Source organism: Nocardia sp. NPDC058058 (assembly GCF_042885355.1).
Lineage (GTDB): Bacteria > Actinomycetota > Actinomycetes > Mycobacteriales > Mycobacteriaceae > Nocardia.
The window spans coordinates 1,799,104-1,817,905 of the sequence record NZ_JBHVSA010000001.1 but is presented as its reverse complement, the minus strand read 5'-3'; the positions used below and the strand labels follow the sequence as shown (position 1 = coordinate 1,817,905).

At 66.3% G+C, this 18,802-nt stretch carries 15 protein-coding genes; 10 read left to right on the top strand and 5 right to left on the bottom strand.

Translation table 11 applies throughout. The features are described 5' to 3' along the window. The first annotated feature begins 134 nt into the window (after positions 1-134). From ACFVUS_RS08455 to ACFVUS_RS08440, 4 genes are all read left to right on the top strand, one after another. Entirely contained in the window at positions 135-1,124 is a 990-nt protein-coding gene (locus ACFVUS_RS08455; protein WP_387762643.1) for an NAD-dependent epimerase/dehydratase family protein, read from the top strand. A 50-nt stretch (positions 1,125-1,174) separates the two neighbouring features. Then, entirely contained in the window at positions 1,175-2,191 is a 1,017-nt protein-coding gene (locus tag ACFVUS_RS08450) for an Rv2578c family radical SAM protein (protein ID WP_387762641.1), read from the top strand. 132 nt (positions 2,192-2,323) lie between these two features. Next, positions 2,324-4,246 carry a 2-oxoacid:acceptor oxidoreductase subunit alpha gene (locus ACFVUS_RS08445; RefSeq protein WP_387762639.1) on the top strand — a complete coding sequence of 641 codons (1,923 nt, stop codon included), beginning with the start codon at positions 2,324-2,326 and terminating at the stop codon, positions 4,244-4,246. Beyond that, positions 4,243-5,322 carry a 2-oxoacid:ferredoxin oxidoreductase subunit beta gene (locus ACFVUS_RS08440; RefSeq protein ID WP_387762637.1) on the top strand — a complete coding sequence of 360 codons (1,080 nt, stop codon included), beginning with the start codon at positions 4,243-4,245 and terminating at the stop codon, positions 5,320-5,322. Before ACFVUS_RS08445 ends, ACFVUS_RS08440 begins: the two co-directional genes overlap by 4 nt. Before the next feature lie 11 nt (positions 5,323-5,333). Here ACFVUS_RS08440 and ACFVUS_RS08435 read toward each other — a convergent pair whose 3' ends face one another. Continuing rightward, positions 5,334-6,155 (bottom strand): hypothetical protein, encoded by an 822-nt coding sequence (locus ACFVUS_RS08435; protein WP_387762636.1) that lies wholly within the window; start codon positions 6,153-6,155, stop codon positions 5,334-5,336. 138 nt (positions 6,156-6,293) lie between these two features. Here ACFVUS_RS08435 and ACFVUS_RS08430 point away from each other — a divergent pair, with 138 nt between their 5' ends. Both ACFVUS_RS08430 and ACFVUS_RS08425 read left to right on the top strand, forming a co-directional pair. Next, entirely contained in the window at positions 6,294-6,962 is a 669-nt protein-coding gene (locus ACFVUS_RS08430) for an SGNH/GDSL hydrolase family protein (protein ID WP_387762634.1), read from the top strand. A 31-nt stretch (positions 6,963-6,993) separates the two neighbouring features. After that, a complete protein-coding gene (locus tag ACFVUS_RS08425) occupies positions 6,994-8,409 on the top strand; it encodes an MFS transporter (protein WP_387762632.1) in 1,416 nt (471 codons plus the stop codon). A 15-nt stretch (positions 8,410-8,424) separates the two neighbouring features. On the opposite strand, the gene ACFVUS_RS08420 is transcribed toward ACFVUS_RS08425, so the two are convergent. After that, positions 8,425-9,348 (bottom strand): neutral zinc metallopeptidase, encoded by a 924-nt coding sequence (locus tag ACFVUS_RS08420; RefSeq protein WP_387762630.1) that lies wholly within the window; start codon positions 9,346-9,348, stop codon positions 8,425-8,427. 119 nt (positions 9,349-9,467) lie between these two features. Between ACFVUS_RS08420 and aspS the strand changes: the two genes are divergently transcribed. After that, a complete protein-coding gene (aspS, locus tag ACFVUS_RS08415) occupies positions 9,468-11,258 on the top strand; it encodes an aspartate--tRNA ligase (RefSeq protein WP_387762628.1) in 1,791 nt (596 codons plus the stop codon). Between the two features lie 67 nt (positions 11,259-11,325). Here aspS and ACFVUS_RS08410 read toward each other — a convergent pair whose 3' ends face one another. After that, positions 11,326-12,684, bottom strand: a complete 1,359-nt coding sequence (locus tag ACFVUS_RS08410) for a hypothetical protein (RefSeq protein ID WP_387762626.1) — start codon at positions 12,682-12,684, stop codon at positions 11,326-11,328. Positions 12,685-12,879: 195 nt separating this feature from the next. Between ACFVUS_RS08410 and ACFVUS_RS08405 the strand changes: the two genes are divergently transcribed. Further along, the gene (locus ACFVUS_RS08405; protein ID WP_387762624.1) at positions 12,880-14,049 is read left to right on the top strand and encodes a phosphotransferase family protein; all 1,170 of its coding nucleotides are present in this window, start codon (positions 12,880-12,882) and stop codon (positions 14,047-14,049) included. A gap of 84 nt (positions 14,050-14,133) precedes the next feature. Here the strand turns inward: ACFVUS_RS08405 and ACFVUS_RS08400 are convergent, their stop codons facing one another. Then, positions 14,134-15,774, bottom strand: coding sequence for an alkaline phosphatase D family protein (locus ACFVUS_RS08400; RefSeq protein WP_387762622.1), 1,641 nt, complete (start codon positions 15,772-15,774; stop codon positions 14,134-14,136). A 106-nt stretch (positions 15,775-15,880) separates the two neighbouring features. Here ACFVUS_RS08400 and ACFVUS_RS08395 point away from each other — a divergent pair, with 106 nt between their 5' ends. Next, complete coding sequence (locus ACFVUS_RS08395) at positions 15,881-16,486, top strand: hypothetical protein (RefSeq protein WP_387762620.1); 606 nt, start codon at positions 15,881-15,883, stop codon at positions 16,484-16,486. 77 nt (positions 16,487-16,563) lie between these two features. Beyond that, positions 16,564-17,913 (top strand): replication-associated recombination protein A, encoded by a 1,350-nt coding sequence (locus ACFVUS_RS08390; RefSeq protein WP_387762619.1) that lies wholly within the window; start codon positions 16,564-16,566, stop codon positions 17,911-17,913. 6 nt (positions 17,914-17,919) lie between these two features. Here ACFVUS_RS08390 and ACFVUS_RS08385 read toward each other — a convergent pair whose 3' ends face one another. After that, entirely contained in the window at positions 17,920-18,705 is a 786-nt protein-coding gene (locus ACFVUS_RS08385) for a VOC family protein (protein WP_387762617.1), read from the bottom strand. Between the last annotated feature and the right edge of the window lie 97 nt (positions 18,706-18,802).

Below are 18,802 nucleotides of genomic sequence, written 5' to 3'. Positions count from 1 at the left end.
ATGCGGTTGCGAATATAGCCCACTGAGAGTCCAGCTCGGCGTGCCGTTGGTCTCCACGCCGCAGGTAGAAGCGGTTTCCGGATCGTCGCCCGGCCGTTCTTGCAAATTAGAACAAGTTCTATATTCTTCATCACATGAAGGTCGCAGTCACCGGCGCCGCCGGGTTCCTTGGCACCAATTTGCTTCGCCTGCTTACGGATCGCGGTCACGAGGTGACTGCCATCGATCGCGTCCGCCCGTCCACCGATACGCCCGGCGTGACGTGGGTGAGCGGCGATGTGCTCGATCCCGCCTCGATGCGCAAGACCCTCGACGGGGCCGAGGTGGTCTACCACCTGGTGGCGCTCATCACCCTCGCGCACAAGAACGATCTGGCCTGGCGGGTCAACACCGAGGGCGTGCGCGTGGTGGCCGAGGCCGCCCTCGAGGTCGGCGCGCGCCGCATGGTGCACACCAGCTCGATCCACGCGTTCAACCAGTACACCTGCGGCGGCGTCATCAATGAGCGCGCGCCGCGGTCCATCGATCCCGAACTGCCGGTCTACGACCGCTCCAAGTTCCAGGGCGAGATCGAACTGCGCAAGGTCATCGACAAGGGCCTGGACGCGGTCGTCTGTAATCCGACCGGTGTGTACGGTCCGGTCGACCACACCGATTCGCGCATCAACAAGACCCTCTGGGATGCCGCGCGCGGCCGCGTCCCGGTCATGATCAGCGGCGGCTTCGACCTGGTCGACGTGCGCGATGTCGCCAACGGTCTGGTGCTCGCGGGCGAGCGCGGCACCACCGGTGAGAACTACCTGCTCGGCGGCCACTTCACCAATATGTTCGACGCCACCCGGCTCGCGGCCGAGGTGAACGGAAAGATGAAGCCCGCCTTCGCGATTCCGGCCAAGCTGATCAACTCGCTGATGCCGGTGATGGAACCGGTCGCCAAGGCCATGGGCAGCGACCGCATCTCCAAGGCCGCCATGGGCGCGCTGCTGTCGGCCCCGATTGTGGAGCACGACAAGGCAACCGCCGAAATCGGTTACCGGCCGCGGCCTGCCGAGGAGACCATCCGCGATCTCGTCGCGTTCTACAACGGTCAGAATTTCAAGGTCGTCACGCAGAAGATCGCTTGACACCGGCGATGACGCTTGACTTACGCTAGAACAAATGTTCGACTTGGGTGGTGCGGTGGCAGAGCCAGACCTTGGAGGCCGATAACGGCGCGCTGCCCGGGCTCGAACGCGCGGGATTCGTTCGCAGCGTACAGACTCCGGACTTCGAAGGCATCACCTTCCACGAGGTGTTGTGCAAGTCCGCGCTGAACAAGGTGCCCGACGGCGGGAGCCTGCCGTTCAATTGGACGATCAACCCCATGCGCGGCTGCTCGCACGCGTGCACCTACTGCTTCGCACGCGGCACCCACGAATATCTGGATTTGGACGCGGGCGATGATTTCGACCGTCAGATCGTGGTCAAGACCAATGTCGCGGCGGTGCTGCGCCGGGAGCTGCACAAGCGCTCCTGGCATCGCGAAACCGTTGCGCTGGGGTCGAATACGGATCCCTATCAGCGCGCCGAGGGTCGCTACCGGCTGATGCCGGGCATCATCGGCGCGCTCGCCGAATCGGGGACGGGATTCTCCGTTCTCACCAAGGGCACCCTGATGCGCCGGGATCTGCCGCTGCTCACCCAGGCGGCCCAGCAGGTGCCGGTGCATCTCGCTGTTTCCATCGCGATCCTCGATCCGGAACTGCATTCCAGCCTCGAGCCCGGCACGCCCTCACCGCGCGCCCGGCTGGAGTTGGTGCGCGCCCTCGCCGATGCCGGTTTCGCCGTGAATGTCATGGTGGCCCCGATCATTCCGTACCTCACCGACAGCCGCGCCCACCTCGATGAGTTGATCTCCGCCATCGCCGAAGCCGGCGCCGCGAGTGTGGTCGCATTCCCCATGCACCTGCGCGGCAGCACCCGCGGCTGGTTCCTCAATTGGCTCGCCGAACAGCACCCGGCGATGCTGCGCCGATACCGGCAGCTGTATGGTCGCGGTGCTTCGGTGACACCGGAGTACTCCGCATGGCTACGCGGTCGGATCGAGCCACTGCTGGAGAAGCACGGTTTGAACCGCGAACGGCAGGCCGAACCCGAGGTGCGCGCCGCCGTATCGCAGACGCCCGACCCGCAACTGGCCCTGTTCGCCTGACGCCGGTCGCGCAATCTTTGCCTGATTCACCAATCTCTGCCCGTTTCACCGCTCACATCGCGGGCGTGCCGCGAATATAGCGGAGTAGTTTGGCGTTGGTACCTCTCACGGACGAGGAAGTGATGTAGGCGCATGGGAAACAGCGGTGCCCCAGAGAAATTGGAAAAGGTTGTAATTCGGTTCGCTGGTGACTCCGGCGACGGTATGCAGCTCACCGGTGACCGATTCACCCACGAGGCAGCCGCTTTCGGCAATGACCTCGCCACCCAGCCCAGCTTTCCCGCCGAGATCCGCGCGCCCCAGGGCACGCTGCCGGGTGTTTCCTCATTCCAGATCCAGATCGCGGACTATGACATCCTCACCGCCGGTGACCAGCCCGATGTGCTGGTGGCGATGAATCCCGCCGCGCTGAAGGCGAATCTGGAGGATCTGGCGCGCGGGGCGACCTTGATCATCAATACGGACGAATTCACCAAACGTAATCTCGCCAAGGTCGGGTATGCCGGTGATCCGCTCACCGATGACACTTTGACCGATTTCGTGGTGCACAAGGTGCCCATGACTTCACTGACCCTCGGCGCTACCGAACCGACCGGTGTGGGCAAAAAAGACGGTCAGCGCGCCAAGAATATGTTCGCGCTGGGATTGCTGTCCTGGATGTACGGGCGGCCGCTCGGCGGCACCGAACAGTTCATGCGGGAGAAATTCGCCGCCACGCCCGATATCGCCGAAGCGAATATCCTCGCATTCCGGGCAGGGTGGAATTATGGCGAAACCACCGAATCCTTCGCCACCACCTACGAAGTCGCTCCGGCGACGCTGCCCGCGGGCACCTACCGGCAGATCACCGGCAATACCGCGCTCGCCTACGGCATCGTCACCGCCGGGCAGCTGTCCGGGCTGCCGGTCTTCCTGGGGACCTATCCGATCACCCCGGCCTCGGACATCCTGCACGAGCTGAGCAAACATAAGAACTTCGGCGTCACCACCTTCCAAGCCGAGGACGAGATCGCCGGAATCGGTGCGGCACTGGGGGCTTCACTCGGCGGAGCGCTGGGGGTCACCAGCACATCCGGGCCCGGACTGGCGCTCAAGAGCGAGACCATCGGCCTGGCCGTCATGACCGAACTGCCGCTGCTCATCGTCGACGTCCAGCGCGGCGGGCCGTCCACCGGACTGCCGACCAAGACCGAACAGGCCGATCTGTTGCAGGCGCTGTACGGGCGCAATGGCGAATCGCCGGTGGCGGTGGTCGCACCGCGGTCGCCCGCGGACTGTTTCGACGCCGCCGTGGAGGCCGCGCGCATCGCGCTCACCTACCGCACGCCGGTGCTGCTGCTCTCCGACGGCGCTATCGCCAATGGTTCCGAACCGTGGTCGATCCCCGAGGTGAGCGAAATGCCGCGCATCGACCCGGGATTCGAGCCCGGCGGGGATGCGAGCGATCCGTTCGAACCCTATGCCCGCGATCCCGAAACCCTGGCCCGCCCGCTCGCGGTGCCCGGTACGGTCGGGCGCGCGCATCGCATCGGCGGCCTGGAAAAGGCCGACGGCAGCGGCAATATCTCCTACGAGCCCGCCAATCACGAACTGATGGTGCGGCTGCGGCAGGCCAAGATCGACGGCATCACCGTGCCCGATCTCGAGGTCGAGGATCCCAGCGGGCGCGCCGAACTGCTGCTCATCGGCTGGGGCAGCTCCTACGGGCCGATCGGCGAGGCGTGCCGCCGCGCCCGGCGGCGCGGGGTGCCGGTGGCGCAGGCGCATCTGCGGCATCTGAACCCGTTCCCCGCCAACCTCGGTGCGGTGCTGAAGCGCTATCGCACCGTGGTCGCGCCGGAAATGAACGGCGGCCAACTGGCCATGCTGCTGCGCGGCCGCTACCTGGTCGATGTGCAGCCGTGGACCAAGATCGCCGGGCTGGCCTTCTCGGCGCAGGAACTCGTCGGCGTCATCGACGCGGCACTGGACGGATCCATCGCGGAGATGGAACAGGCCAAGGCCTTCGCCGCCCGCGCGCGGGCCACCTACCGCACACCAGGGGGTAACGCATGACCATCCTCGAAAACCCGTTCGTGGGAACCGATCTCGGCCTGACCGGGCTGTCCGGGGTACCGCGCGCGGACGGACCGCAGAAAGCCAAGGACTACACCACCGATCAGGAGGTGCGCTGGTGCCCCGGCTGCGGTGACTACGTCATCCTCGCCACCGTGCGCGGGTTCCTGGCCGATCTCGGACTCGAACGCGAGAACCTCATGTTCGTCTCCGGGATCGGCTGCTCCAGCCGATTCCCGTATTACCTGGAGGCGTACGGGATTCACTCGATTCACGGGCGCGCGCCCGCCATCGCGACCGGGCTCGCGGTCACCCGGCCGGATCTGTCGGTCTGGGTGGTGACCGGTGACGGTGACGCGCTCTCGATCGGCGGTAACCACCTCATTCACGCGCTGCGGCGCAATGTGAATATGACGATCCTGTTGTTCAACAACAGGATCTACGGACTCACCAAGGGGCAGTACTCGCCGACCTCGGAGACCGGCAAGGTCACCAAGTCCACGCCGATGGGGTCGATCGACCATCCGTTCAACACGCTGTCGGTGGCGCTTGGGGCCGAAGCCACCTTCGCCGCACGGGCTTTGGACTCCGACCGGGCCGGGCTCAACGAGGTGCTGCGGGCCGCCGCCGAACATCGCGGCACCTCGTTCGTGGAGATCCTGCAGGACTGCCCGATCTTCAATGACGGGTCCTTCGACGCGCTGCGCCGCGACAACGCCGAATCGCATTTGATCCGGCTGCGGCACGGGGAACCCATCCGATTCGGGGCCGAAAGCGAATTCGCGGTGGTGCGAAGCGGTTTCGGGCTGCGGGTGGCGCGTGCGGACACCGTCGCCGAATCCGAGATCGTGGTGCACGACGCGTACACCGACAATCCGGAATACGCGTACGCGCTCTCGCGGCTCTCCGATCAGGACCTGTCACACGTGGTGACCGGCGTATTCCGCAGCGTCGCGCGCACCACCTACGACGACGGCGTCCGCGCACAGCTCGAAACGGCCGCCGAACGCAAACCGGTACAGGAGAATTCGCTCCAGCACCTGCTCACCGGCCGCGAAACCTGGACGGTCGCCTGAGCTTTCGGTAATCAGGACGCGACAAAGGCGTTCAGCAGGCGCTGATACACATCGGCGAAGCGCTTGCGGGACGCCTTCTGCTCATCGGTGAGCCCATCGGAGAACTCGGGCGCGTACACGATCAGATGCACATCCTGATCAGGCGCTTTCGGCATGAAATCGATGATCATATTGCCCTGATCGGAGACACTCGGGGACCCCATATCGGACAGCGCGAGCGCGCGCACCTCGGTGGTGGCGGCTACCAGCGCATCCGCCGGAATATACCCGTTGATCTCCCTACCGTCCTGCCGCCGCAGCGCGTGCCCGTCGGACTGAACCTCCAGCGCCGGACGGATATCCGGGGTGCTCGCCCACGCGTTCGGCATGGTCGTGAGCATGAACAGCGTGGTCACCGGGACCGGCGCCTGCGGCGTGGTGGTGGATGTGTCGGGGGTCGGCACCGGGACGATCGGCGCGGGCGGCGGAGCTTCGACGGCGGGGACGGTGGTCAGCGGAATCGGCGGCGTCGGCGGCGCGGTGGTCACCGGAACCGGTGGGATCGTGGTCACCGGCGGCACCGTGGTGGCGGGTGCGGGTGGCGGCGGTGAAACTGGCACGGCCGGAGCGGGTTCCACGGCGGGAGCGGTTGCGGTCGGGGGAGTAGCCGCCGGAGCGGCAGGCTCGGCGGAGGGAGTTGCCGGCTCCGCCGACGGCGCGGCGGGCGGAGCCGCCGGATCATCGGCGTTCGCGAAACCTACTGCGCCGGTGAGCAATCCGGCGATCACCGCCGCGATCGCGGCATGCTGCCGCAGTGTGCCGCCGAATCGTGGTGTCGTACCGAGTTTTCGCATGGATGCCCTCCCGAAGTCCCCACCGGGCGTATGCCCGCCGTCGGTGATTCTGCCGGGTGTGCGGTCCGGAGTCACCTTCGGCACTCGGCCGGCCCAATCCCATTGCCTAGGTATATGTACGGTCGTATGCTTACTTTCATGACCGCACTGACTCAACCTCTGACCGAAGACACGGACCCGCACGTCCTGCCGCCCACCGAACTCGCCGCTCTGCTGTTCGACGCACCCTGGCGGCGGTACGCGGTATTCGGCGACAGCCTCTCGGTGGGCGCGGGGGATCCCACCCCGGGGTATCTGGATCTGGGGTGGCCCGCCCGCGTCGAGCGCGTGCTGCGGATGGTGCGCCCGGATCTGGCGTATCTCAATACCGCGCGCATCGGCGCCACCACCGCGCAAGCCCTGGCGGAGCAGGGCGAGCGCATCCACGACTTCGCCCCCGATCTGCTGCATGTGAACAGCGGCGCGAACGATATCGTGCGCCGCGACCCCGACTGGGATGGGATCGAGGGCGGACTGCGCACCATGTACCGCTTCGCCGCCGCCACCCGCGCCCGCATCGCCGTCTACACCCTCGGCCGCGCCTTCGTCATCCCGGTCTTCCCGGATTGGAATGACCGGCGGCGCAGGTTGAACGACCTCACTCGCAAGTTCGCCCGCGAATTCGATGCCGTACTGGTCGATTCCGAGGATCACCCGCTCAATGACCGCCCGAACCTATTGAGCGAGGACCGAATCCACTTCTCCACGTCGGGTCAGGCCATCCTGGCGACGCTCATGGTCCGCGAACTCGCCCATCGCCTGGCATGATCCGGCCCAAAAAATTTTAGGGAAACTAGCTATGGTTGAGTCTAGTCAGACTCTGGTATCGCCACCGGTCCGGGACCGGTCGAATCTCATTCTGCTGGTGCTGTGTTCGGCGGCCTTCATGGCGATGCTGGACACCTTCATCGTCAATGTCGCCTTCACCGCCATCGGCGAGGGGTTCCCGGGATCATCACTCGCGGATCTGAGCTGGGTGCTGAACGCGTACACCATCGTGTACGCGGCGCTGCTCATCCCGGCCGGGCGGCTGGCCGATCGATACGGTCGCAAACGCGGATTCCTCACGGGCCTGGCCCTATTCACGGCGGCGAGCGTGGCGTGCGCCCTCGCGCCGAGTCTGTGGTCGCTGATCGGATTCCGTGCGCTACAGGCCGCGGGGGCGGCGCTGCTCACGCCCACCAGCCTCGGACTGCTGCTGACCACGCTGCCGGTCGAACGCCGCGCGACCGCCGTGAAGATCTGGGCCACCTCCACCTCCCTCGCCGCCGCGATCGGCCCGATCGTCGGCGGGGCACTGGTGCAACTGTCCTGGCAGTGGGTTTTCCTGGTCAACGTCCCGGTCGGGGTGGCCGCCATGGTCGCGGCCGGGTACGTGGTGCCCGAGATCAAAGACGCTGCGGTGGGCCGGATTCCGGATCTGCTGGGCGCGCTGGTCCTGGCGCTCGGGCTCGGCGCGCTGGCATTGGCGCTGGTGAAGGGGCAGGAGTGGGGCTGGTTCGGGGTATCCACGCTCATCGCTTTCGCGCTCGCCGCCGCCGGATTCGTCATGGTGGTCGTGCGGGTGCTGACCCATGCCGCGCCGATCGTGGATCCGGGACTGCTGCGTGTGCGCACCTTCTTCTGGGCGAACATCACCGCGCTGCTGTTCTGCACCGCGTTCGGGGCCGTATTGCCCAGTGCGGTACTGCGATTGGAGACGGGCGCGCATTACAGCGCGCTGACCACCGGTCTGGCACTCGCGCCCGGACCGCTCATGGTGATGGTCTTCGCCGTGGTCGGACAGCGACTCACCCGGCGCGGCTGGCCCGCCAGTCACCTTGTCGCCCTGGGCAATGCGCTGTTCGCGCTGGGCGCGGTGCTGCTGGCTGTGAGCGCGGGCGATGAGGTCGACTACCTCACCCGGGTGCTCCCGGGCTGGATGATCATCGGTGTGGGAGTGGGGTTTTCGCTGCCCAGCCTGCTGGCCGCGGCGACCGTCGGCCTGCCGCCCGCGCATGTGTCGAGCGGCAGCGGTGTGGTCAACACCAGCCGCCAGCTCGGCTACGTCTTCGGCGTCACCATGCTCGTCGCGATCCTCGGCACGCTGAGCGGCGCCACGGATGAGGCCGTCACCGGCTTCACCCGCGCCTGGTGGGCCATCGCCGCGGTGGCACTGCTCAGCATGTTCACCGCGCTCGGCATCACTTCTGCGCGTGCCAAAGCGATTGCCTGACAGGACTGTTCGGAGCTATTTCAGGCCGGGCGGGTTGTTCAGATCGCGCGCCGAATAGGTGTCGCACATCTTGATCTGCCCGGTCTTGTAGCCCGACAGGAACCACTTCTGGCGTTCCTCGGACGAACCGTGGGTCCAGGCTTCGGGATTCACCCGCCCGGTCGAGGCCTTCTGAATGCGGTCGTCACCCACGGCCGAGGCGGCGGACAGACCGTCATTGATGTCGTTGTTGGTCAACGGCTTCAGGAAGGGCTGATCCGAACCGGGCGCGGGCAGCTTATCGGCGTAGTACGCCCACACGCCCGCGTAGCAGTCGGCCTGGAGTTCGGTGCGGACCGCGCCGGACTCCGGACCCTGCGGATCACGCTGGGCGCGATTGATATCGCCGAGCAGATTCTGGATGTGATGGCCGAACTCGTGCGCCACCACGTACTCCTGCGCCAGCGGACCGCCGCTCGCGCCGAAGCGATCCTTGAGCTCCTGGAAGAAGCTGGTGTCGAAGTACGCGGTCTGATCGGCCGGGCAGTAGAACGGGCCGACCGCCGAGGACGCGCGGCCGCAGCCGGTGTTCACCTGACCGGAGAACAGCGTCACCTTCGGGTCGACATATTTCTTGTTCACCTGCTTGGGCAGCTCGGTGCTCCACACCGCGTCCAAACTTTGCACCGTCAGCACCACGCGACAGTCCACGTACTTGTTCGCGTCCGCACCGGTCTTGCAGTGATCGGGGGTCTTCACCGATCCGCTGTTGGCATTGCTGTCCGCGCCGGTGAACTGTCCGAGCACACTGCCCGGATCGCCACCCAACAGCAATGTCGCTATCAGCACGATGATGCCCACGGCACCACCGCCGAGAACCAATCCGCCGCCCATGCCCGGTCCGCCACCGCCGCCGGAAACCCGGTTCGGGTCGATCTGCAGGCCCTCGTTGAAGGTCATACGCACTAGCTTGGCACGGCCGCACGGATATCGGTTTCCACTCGGGAAACGTGTCTCACTACGATGGGAGCGCACCCGGCGGACCCCGTGGTGTTTTCCAGCCCGTCGAAAGGATTCCCGTGCTGCGCACCCACTTGGCTGGTTCGCTGCGAAGCGAGCAGGCCGGTCAGACCGTCACCCTCACCGGATGGGTGGCCCGGCGTCGAGACCACGGTGGCGTGATCTTCATCGATCTGCGTGATGCTTCGGGCGTTTCGCAGGCCGTCTTCCGTGAGGGCGAGCCCGCTGAACAGGCCCATAAGCTGCGCAACGAGTTCTGTGTGAAGGTCACCGGTGTAGTCGAGAATCGGCCCGCCGGCAGTGAGAACCCGAACCTGCCCACCGGCGCGATCGAGGTGAACGTCACCGAACTCGAGGTGCTCAACGAGTCCGCGCCGCTGCCGTTCCAGCTCGATGACGAGCCGGGCGAAGAGGCTCGCCTGAAGTACCGCTACCTGGATCTGCGCCGCGAAGGGCCCGCCAAGGCCATTCGGCTGCGGTCCCAGGTCAGTGCCGCCGCCCGCGAGGTGCTCGGCAAGCACGCGTTCATCGAGGTCGAGACCCCGACCATGACGCGTTCCACGCCCGAGGGCGCGCGCGACTTCCTGGTCCCCGCGCGGTTGCAGCCGGGCAAGTTCTACGCGCTGCCGCAGTCCCCGCAGCTGTTCAAGCAGCTGCTCATGGTCGCGGGCATCGAGCGGTACTACCAGATCGCACGCTGCTACCGCGATGAGGACTTCCGCGCCGACCGTCAGCCCGAGTTCACCCAGCTCGATATCGAGATGAGCTTCGTGACCCAGGAGGATGTGATCCTCCTCGCCGAGGACATCCTGGTCGCGCTGTGGAAGCTGATCGGGCACGAGATCACCACCCCGATCCCGCACATGACCTACGCCGACGCCATGCGCCGGTTCGGTTCGGACAAGCCCGATCTGCGCTTCGGCATCGAGATCACCGAAATGGCGGAGTACTTCAAGGACACCACCTTCCGGGTGTTCCAGGCCCCGTACGTCGGCGCGGTCGTCATGCCGGGCGGTGCGTCGCAGCCGCGGCGTCAGCTCGACGCCTGGCAGGAATGGGCCAAGCAGCGCGGCGCGAAGGGCCTGGCGTACATCCTGATTCAGGAGGACGGCACCCTCGGCGGACCGGTCGCCAAGAACCTGACCGACGCCGAGCGCGAGGGTCTGGCCAAGTACGTCGGCGCGAACCCGGGCGACTGCGTGTTCTTCGCCGCCGGTGAGGCCAAGCCGCAGCGCGCGCTGCTCGGCGCGGCCCGCGGTGAGATCGCGCGCAAGTGCGGCCTCATCGACGAGAACGAATGGGCCTTCGTCTGGATCGTGGACGCCCCCATGTTCGAACCCGCCGCCGACGCCACCGCCAGCGGCGATGTGGCCCTTGGCCATTCGGCCTGGACCGCGGTGCACCACGCCTTCACCTCGCCCAAGCCCGAGCACCTGGCCACCTTCGACACCGATCCCGGTTCGGCGCTGGCCTATGCCTACGACATCGTCTGCAACGGCAATGAGATCGGCGGCGGCTCGATCCGTATTCACCGTAAGGACGTGCAGGAGCGGGTCTTCAAGGTGATGGGCATCAACGACGAGGAGGCGCAGGACAAGTTCGGCTTCCTGCTCGATGCCTTCTCCTACGGCGCTCCGCCCATGGGCGGCATCGCCTTCGGCTGGGACCGCATCACCGCGCTGCTCGCCGGCGTCGATTCCATCCGCGAGGTCATCGCCTTCCCGAAGTCCGGTGGCGGCGTCGACCCGCTCACCGATGCCCCGACCCCGATCACCCCGATCCAGCGTCGCGACGCCGGACTGGACGTGAAGCTCGACGAGAACGGCAACCCGGTCAAGGCCGAGAAGTAGGTCGTACGAAAAACGAAGCACCCGTTGCCGATTACCTCGGCAACGGGTGCTTGGTCGTTCCGGTGGATCAGTACTGCACGACCAGGCGGCCGGTGAGGAAGCGGTACGCGTAGGTGACCGCGATGGCGCTCACCGGACCGGCCAGCAGCAGACCGAGACCGCAGAACAGCGCGCCGACGAAGGTGATGACCAGGACGGTCAGGGCAAGCAGCAGGATCTGCAGCACATTGGCGATCACCAATTGCGCACTGGCCTTGATCGCGTTGATCGGATCCATTTCCTGGTCGATCACGAAGTGCAGCGAGAACATGCACAGGATGCCGACGATCACCACGGGGAAGATGCAGAGCATCGAGGCGATCACGCACGCCACGAAGACGATGAGGGCGGTGAGCAGTACGCTGCCCGCGTTGACGAAGCCGAAGAAGGCCGGGAAATCCGGTGGGGTGCCGTCGGTTTCGTAGAGCGCGCCGCGAATCATGGCCGCCTGCAACAGCCAGACGATCAGCGTCGCCACCGCGAACATGAGCAGCACGCCGGCGAGGGACTGCACATTCACGATATTGATCAGCAGGGTGACCACCAGCCAGGCGATCAAACCGATCAGCACCATGCCGACCCAGGGAACCGGGTTGGCGCGGAAGCGATCCCAGCCGTAGGACACCGCGTGACCGACATCGAGGCGCTCGTACGGGCGCGCCGAGATGGAGTTATCGACCGGTCCGGGCGGGGGAGTGCCATCCGGCCCCAGGGGCACGCTGCCCGGGGGAACACTGCCCGGTCCGGAACCCGGCGGGAAACCACCCTGCTGCGGTGCGCCCGGCTGACCGTATCCCTGGGGTCCGCCCTGCTGCGGATAACCGCCCTGGGGACCGCCCGGACCGAATCCACCCTGCGGCGCACCCTGCGGCCCGAAGCCGCCCTGCGGATTGCCCTGCGGGAAGCCACCTTGCGGATTGCCCTGCTGCTGCGGGAACCCGCCCTGCGGATTACCTTGCTGCGGTGCGAATCCGCCCTGCGGCGGCACGCCTTGCGGTGGATACCCGCCCTGAGGGTTGCCCTGCGGCGGATACCCGCCACTCGGATTGCCTTGTTGCGGTGCGTAACCGCCCTGCTGCGGCGGGAATCCACCGGCGGGATTGCCGTATCCGCCCGGCTGACCCTGGGGTGCGGGCGCGCCCGACTGCGGGGACAGGCGGGGCGGGGGTTCCACGGCCTCGCCGTACTGCGCCGCGCCCGGGCCGTCGAATTGCGGGTAGCCGGCGCGGCCGGGCAATTCGTGCCGCCCGTGTTCGGGTCCGGTGGCGGACGCCGCGGGTTCGGGGTTCTGATGCTGTCCGGAACGGGCGGTCGAGCGCGGTCCGCCTTGGTCGCCGGGAGTGTCGCCGGAGGGATCGTTCGGTGCGGAGGGCGGCGTGCCGGTCATGGTCGCGAGCCTTTCACATTTCCCGGTTTACGGTGTGGCGCACAGCAGTTGAACATGAGACAACTAGACCACCCCGGTTGTGTCAAGCAACCAGCGCCGTGTGGGCAAACCCTTGACCAAGACACGCCGGACGACGCGCGAAAGGTTGCGCAACCGCTCGCTGAAAGTGACCTGGTGCGAGTAACTTGGGACGAGATGACCGCACTATTGGCCGAACGCGCCGCCGAAGTCGTGTCCGCGGCACAACAGTTGCTCACAAAGCGAATGGGTGCTCCGGTAAAGCTGAGTGATCCTATGGAACTCAGCGGTAGTGGTAGGACGACAGTACTTCGCGTGCGTGTTGCGGAGAACGCGTTTTCACTTCCTCGCACACTCATAGTGAAGCAGGTACGTGGCGCCGCACAGGAACGACGCACCGGGGGCATGGCACCCGGTGTGGCCAGCATCGACTCCGCATTCTTGCGCGAGGCGGTGTCCTACCAGTTCACCACCGCGCTGGGGCGTGACCACCGACCGGGGGCGTACCTACTCGGGTACAGCCTCCCCGACCGGCTGCTCATTCTCAGCGATCTGGGCGAGAACACCTCGCTCACCGCGGTGTTGCAGGCGAATGCCGAACCCGCCGGACGCAACTCGCTCATGGCGTTCGCGCAGGCACTGGGCCGCATGCACGCCGCCACCGTCGGCCGCGAGGCCGACTTCGTAGCCCTGCTCCGCCGGGTCGACGTGGTGCATCGGGTCGACGGTATCGCCCAGCAGGCCGAGACCGCCGTTTCCGAAGTGCCGCTCATGCTCCAGCGTGAACTCGGCATCGAGGTGCCCGGCGAGATCGCCGAACGCATCGTGCGCGGTAACCGGCTGTTCTCCGCGGGCCGCTACCGCGCCTTCAGCCCCTCGGATCTGTGCCCCGACAATGTCATTCTCAACGAGGAGGGCGCACGCTTCCTCGACTACGAATGGGGCGGCTTCCGCGATGCCACCCTCGATATCGCGTACGCGCTGGTCTCCTTCCCCGGCTGCCTCTGCGATTTCGAACTCTCCCGCGAACGCGCCCGGCAGATGGTCGAGGCCTGGCGCTCGGAAGTGGTCGCGGTGTGGCCCGCCCTCGCCGATGACGATGTGCTCAACGAGCGCATTCTCGAGGCCCGGCTCATCTGGGTGTGGTTGTCCACCTACTGGTTCCTGCCCGCCGACCACACCCGCATCGCCGCGGCACGCGAACACGGATTGTCGATTCCGCGCTCGGCCGCACTGATCAATCGCTGGGCCGCCCTCGCCGAGGACGCCCGCTGCACCGGTGACGACTCGCTGGGTGACTTCGCCGAACACGTCTCGGCGACCCTCGAAGAGCACTGGGAAGAGTAGAAACATTCGACGCGGAAAGGCCGGATCCCCTTGGGGACCCGGCCTTTCCGCTGTTCAGGGCTGTGTCGGTAGACGGCTCGGCAATCAAACCATCGGGTTCGAGCGTGGCTCGATCCGGCCGCCGCGCCGCACGCCGAAGGAAATGCCGTGGCGGACACCGGTGTTCGGATCGGCCACATCGGTGAGATAGAACCAGTCCATCTGCGCCTGATCGGCGTCCACGTGCAGGACGCCGTACCCGTGCGAATCCAATTCCGCGTAGTGCAGGTGGCGGTTCACCCCGACCAGCGCGGACTCGGCGATGACCGAGGCGGTGCGCGGCGGAGTTTTGGTCATATCGCCCATGCTCTGCGAGGACACCGACGGCACCACGAATTCCACGCCCGCGGTCTGCCCGGCCGGATAGTTCGCGGCGTCGACGGGAATGTCCGCGGCCCACGAGGTGTGGATATCACCGGTCAGGAAGACCACGTCGGCGACCTGGTTATCGGTGATGGCGTGCAACAACTTCTGGCGATCTGCCGTGTATCCGTCCCATTGATCCAGATTGGCTGGAATGCCGGATTCTGGAATGCCGATCAGCTCGGTGAGCGCGGCCGTGGTCGCGGGCTCCAGCGGCGGGAACACCAGCGGGGCGATCATGACCGGATTGCCGATCAACTTCCAGCTCACCGGGGCGGAGGTGATACCGGCCGAGACCCAATCCAATTGATCCTTGCCCGCGATGGTGCGATCCGGACTGTCCACCACCCGCCAGCCCGGTCCCGACTTGGCCTGCTGGCTGCGATAGCTGCGCAGATCCAGCATGGACAGCTCGGCCAGGGTGCCGAAGCGCAAGCGGCGGTACAGCCGCCGATCGCTGCCGGTGCGCACCGGCATCCACTCCAGATACGCCTGCAATGCCGCCGCGCGGCGCGCCTGCCAATCGCCCTCGGTCGCGGGCTGATGATTCTCCGCACCGCCGGACCAGGCGTTATCGGCCGATTCATGATCATCCCAGGTGCAGATGAAGGGCACTCGCGCATGCAGATTCAGCAGATCCGGATCGGTCTTGTACTGCGCGTGCCGAATTCGATAGTCGGCCAGACTGACGATCTCGTGCGCGGGGTCGTGCGGGCGCACCGAACCGTTGCGGCCGCCGTATTCACCGCGCGGGTATTCGTAGATGTAATCCCCGAGATGCACGATGGCATCGAGATCCTCGCGCGCCGCGAGATGCCGGTATGCCCCGAAATAGCCCGCCTCCCAATTGGCGCAGGACACCACGCCGAGCCGCAGGCGGTCGGGCGCGGCAGAGATTTCCGGTGCGGTGCGGGTCCGACCCACCGGCGAGGTCTGGCCCAGAGCCGTGAATCGGTAGAAGTATTCGCGCGCGGGGACCAGCCCGGTGACATCGACCTTGATCGTGTGATCGGATTCCGCTGTCGCGGTATGGGTTCCGGACGCGGCGATCGAACCGAATCCGGCATCGCTGGCAACCTCCCAGCGCACCTGGGTGGGCGCACCCGCACCCGATCCGGGAGTCGCGTCCTCGGACGGTGTGACGCGGGTCCAGACAAGCACTCCGCCCGGCAATGGATCGCCGGAAGCGACCCCGTGCCGGAACACATCCGACTCCGCGCGCGCCGTCCCCGCCCCGAGTAGCGATACCGCGACAGCGGCCCCACCACCCTTCAACGCGGAACGGCGACCGAAGGGCGTTGCGATGATCTCGGTGAGGCGCACGCCCCCGATCAGATCGGATACAGCACCCGATAGGCAAATCTGGACAGATGAACAGTTCATAACAACGCCGTGTGAACGTTCACACACCGCACAGCGATCTTGAATCATGCGTGACTACCGCGAAATGTGTGAGCTCTTCGACGCCAACCACCTTGGCGAACCACCGATTCCGGCCCGATTCCGATCGAAGCTCACGAAGCTCGGTGAATGGGCCTATGCGACCCGCGATATCGATCCGTTGGCGATGTACCTGTTCGATCAATACCCGCACGAAGCCGAGCGGGAACGGGTCGAGGATTACGTCGCGGTCTGTCACGCGGGGCACGGGATCAATTCGTACGCCGTCACCTATCAGCTCACCATCGGTTCGCTCGCCCTGTTCGCACAGGCGGGGTGGGGTGGAATCGATGACGACCGCGTCGCCGGCGCCGCGAAGGTGCGCGACATGTTCAATGCCTGCGCGATGCTCGCCGATATCGCCGAGATGACCCCGGCGTGTCCGAGCCATCAACTCATCCTGACCTACAGCGACTTCCGGTCCTCTCGCTTCCGATGGCACACCCGGCCCGGCGCACCCGAGTGTTCCGTCGGGCCGGACGGCCTCGAACGAGAGCGCGGCAGGCGGGCCGAAGCAAGCCCGCTCCCACTCTTCGCCTTCGCCGCGCATGCGCTCGAAGGCCATCCGGGGCCCGCGGCTCATCCAGTCGAATAGGTCGTCGACCGGCGGCTGGCGCGCCAGAGGACAGCGGTGCGGCGGATCCTGTCGTGGGTGGGCGGTACGGTCGCGGGGTGAGTGACGGGTTGTTCGAGGCGCCGGGGACGGAGGACGTGGACGAGGGGTTCGTGCCGAGTGTGGCACCGATGGGTGAGGGGTTCGCGCCGCTGGCCGTGCGCATGCGGCCGCGGAATCTGGATGAAGTGGTCGGGCAGCAGCATCTGCTGGGACCCGGCTCGCCGCTGCGCAGATTGATCGAAGGCTCCGGGGCGGCCTCGGTGCTGCTGTATGGGCCGCCGGGGACCGGCAAGACGACGCTCGCCTCGCTCATTTCGCAATCCACCGGGCGGCGGTTCGAGGCGCTCTCGGCGTTGTCGGCGGGGGTGAAAGAGGTGCGCGGGGTCATCGAGCTGGCGCGGCGGCGGCTCACCGTGGGTGAGCAGACCGTGCTGTTCATCGATGAGGTGCACCGGTTCTCCAAGACCCAGCAGGACGCGCTGCTCGCGGCGGTGGAGAATCGCATCGTGCTGTTGGTCGCCGCGACCACCGAGAATCCGTCGTTCTCGGTGGTGTCGCCGCTGCTGTCGCGCTCGCTGGTACTACAGCTGACCTCGTTGTCGGAGGCCGATATTCGACAGGTGCTGACCCGTGCCATCGAGGATCCGCGCGGGCTGGCGGGGGAGTACACCGTCAGCGAGGAAGCGATCGAGCACATCGTGCGCATCGCGGGCGGTGATGCCCGGCGCTCACTCACCGCGCTCGAGGCCTCGGCCGAATCCTCGCTGGACGGGAAGGTCGGCGTGGAGCTGGTGGAGGCCAGCGTCGACAAGGCCGCCGTACGCTACGACCGGGCGGGCGATCAGCACTACGACGTCATCAGCGCGTTCATCAAATCGCTGCGCGGTTCCGATGTGGACGCGGCGCTGCACTATCTGGCGCGCATGATCAGCGCGGGTGAGGATCCGCGATTCATCGCCCGCCGCTTGATGATTCAGGCCAGCGAGGAAGTCGGCATGGCCGACCCGACCGCATTGCAGACCGCCGTCGCCGCCGCGCAGGTGGTGCAGCTGGTCGGCATGCCCGAGGCGCAGCTGGCGCTCACCCAGGCCACCATTCATATCGCGACCGCGCCCAAATCCGGTGCGGTGGTGAAGGGTATCGGCGCGGCCATGGCCGATGTGCGCGCGGGCAAGGCGGGCGCGGTACCACCGCACCTGCGCGACGGTCACTACGCCGGTGCGGCGGCGCTGGGCAATGCGCAGGGGTACAAATACCCGCACGATCACCCCGATGGTGTGCTGGGGCAGCAGTATCCGCCCGACGAACTGGTCGGGACGGATTACTACCACCCCACCGATCACGGCTATGAACGCGAAGTCGGTCCCCGAGTCACCAAGCTCCGCCGCATAGTTCGAGGCAAATAGGTCCGGTTACATCGTGCCGCTCAGTGCGATGACCGAGAAGTACGCGCCCTGCGGATCGCCCAGCACCGAGAAGCGCCCGATGGGGATATCGGTCGGCGGAATCGAGACGGTGCCACCGAGTTCGGTCGTCCTGGCCACGATGGCATCGGTATCGGCGACGGCGAAATAGACCATCCAGTGCGCGGGCAGGTCCGCGGGCCAGTTGTCGTCCATCTGCATCATGCCGGCGATGGAATTCCCGCCGACCTTGAATTCGGTGTACGTGGTGCTGCCGAATTCGGCTGTGGCGCTTTCCCATCCGAAGACATCGGCGTAGAAAGCCTTGGCGGCGTCGATATCCCGGCAGTTCAGCTCACTCCAGCAGTAGCTGCCGGGTTCGTTGACGATGCCCGCACCCTTGAAGTTGTACGGCTGCCAGGCGGCGATGACCGCGCCGACCGTATCGGCGAATACGGCCATGCGGCCCTGTTCGGGCACATCCATGGGTTCCATGAAGACCTGGCCGCCGGCCGCCTGCACGGCCTTCACGGTCGCGTCGACATCGAGCACATTGACATAGGTGGTCCAGGAGGGCGGCTGGCCCTCCATCATGATCGGCATGGCCGCGGCCACCTCATTCCCCTCGCTGCCCGCGAGGGTGAACATGGTGTACCCGCCGTACTGCGGATCCGGTGAGGAATTGGCCTGCCAGCCGAACAACTCACCGTAGAAATTCGAAGACGCTGCGATATCGGGGGTGGCGAGATCCACCCAGTTGGGAACTCCCGGATCGTACGAGCTCATCTGCGGCATGGCCGACTCCTCTCGGGCGGGAAAAAGTACCGGCTCATGGGCCGATGAGCCGACACCGCGAGCCTAGAACTCCATGCCCTCGATGTCCGGTTATCCA

Excerpts from the sequence above, each read along its gene's own strand:
- ACFVUS_RS08385 (WP_387762617.1), bottom strand. The coding sequence starts at position 18,705 with ATGCCGCAGATGAGCTCGTACGATCCGGGAGTTCCCAACTGGGTGGAT.
- ACFVUS_RS08455 (WP_387762643.1), top strand. The coding sequence starts at position 135 with ATGAAGGTCGCAGTCACCGGCGCCGCCGGGTTCCTTGGCACCAATTTG.
- ACFVUS_RS08440 (WP_387762637.1), top strand. The coding sequence starts at position 4,243 with ATGACCATCCTCGAAAACCCGTTCGTGGGAACCGATCTCGGCCTGACC.
- ACFVUS_RS08410 (WP_387762626.1), bottom strand. The coding sequence starts at position 12,684 with ATGACCGGCACGCCGCCCTCCGCACCGAACGATCCCTCCGGCGACACT.
- ACFVUS_RS08435 (WP_387762636.1), bottom strand. The coding sequence starts at position 6,155 with ATGCGAAAACTCGGTACGACACCACGATTCGGCGGCACACTGCGGCAG.
- ACFVUS_RS08395 (WP_387762620.1), top strand. The coding sequence starts at position 15,881 with ATGCGTGACTACCGCGAAATGTGTGAGCTCTTCGACGCCAACCACCTT.
- ACFVUS_RS08445 (WP_387762639.1), top strand. The coding sequence starts at position 2,324 with ATGGGAAACAGCGGTGCCCCAGAGAAATTGGAAAAGGTTGTAATTCGG.
- ACFVUS_RS08430 (WP_387762634.1), top strand. The coding sequence starts at position 6,294 with ATGACCGCACTGACTCAACCTCTGACCGAAGACACGGACCCGCACGTC.
- ACFVUS_RS08405 (WP_387762624.1), top strand. The coding sequence starts at position 12,880 with ATGACCGCACTATTGGCCGAACGCGCCGCCGAAGTCGTGTCCGCGGCA.
- ACFVUS_RS08425 (WP_387762632.1), top strand. The coding sequence starts at position 6,994 with ATGGTTGAGTCTAGTCAGACTCTGGTATCGCCACCGGTCCGGGACCGG.
- ACFVUS_RS08420 (WP_387762630.1), bottom strand. The coding sequence starts at position 9,348 with ATGACCTTCAACGAGGGCCTGCAGATCGACCCGAACCGGGTTTCCGGC.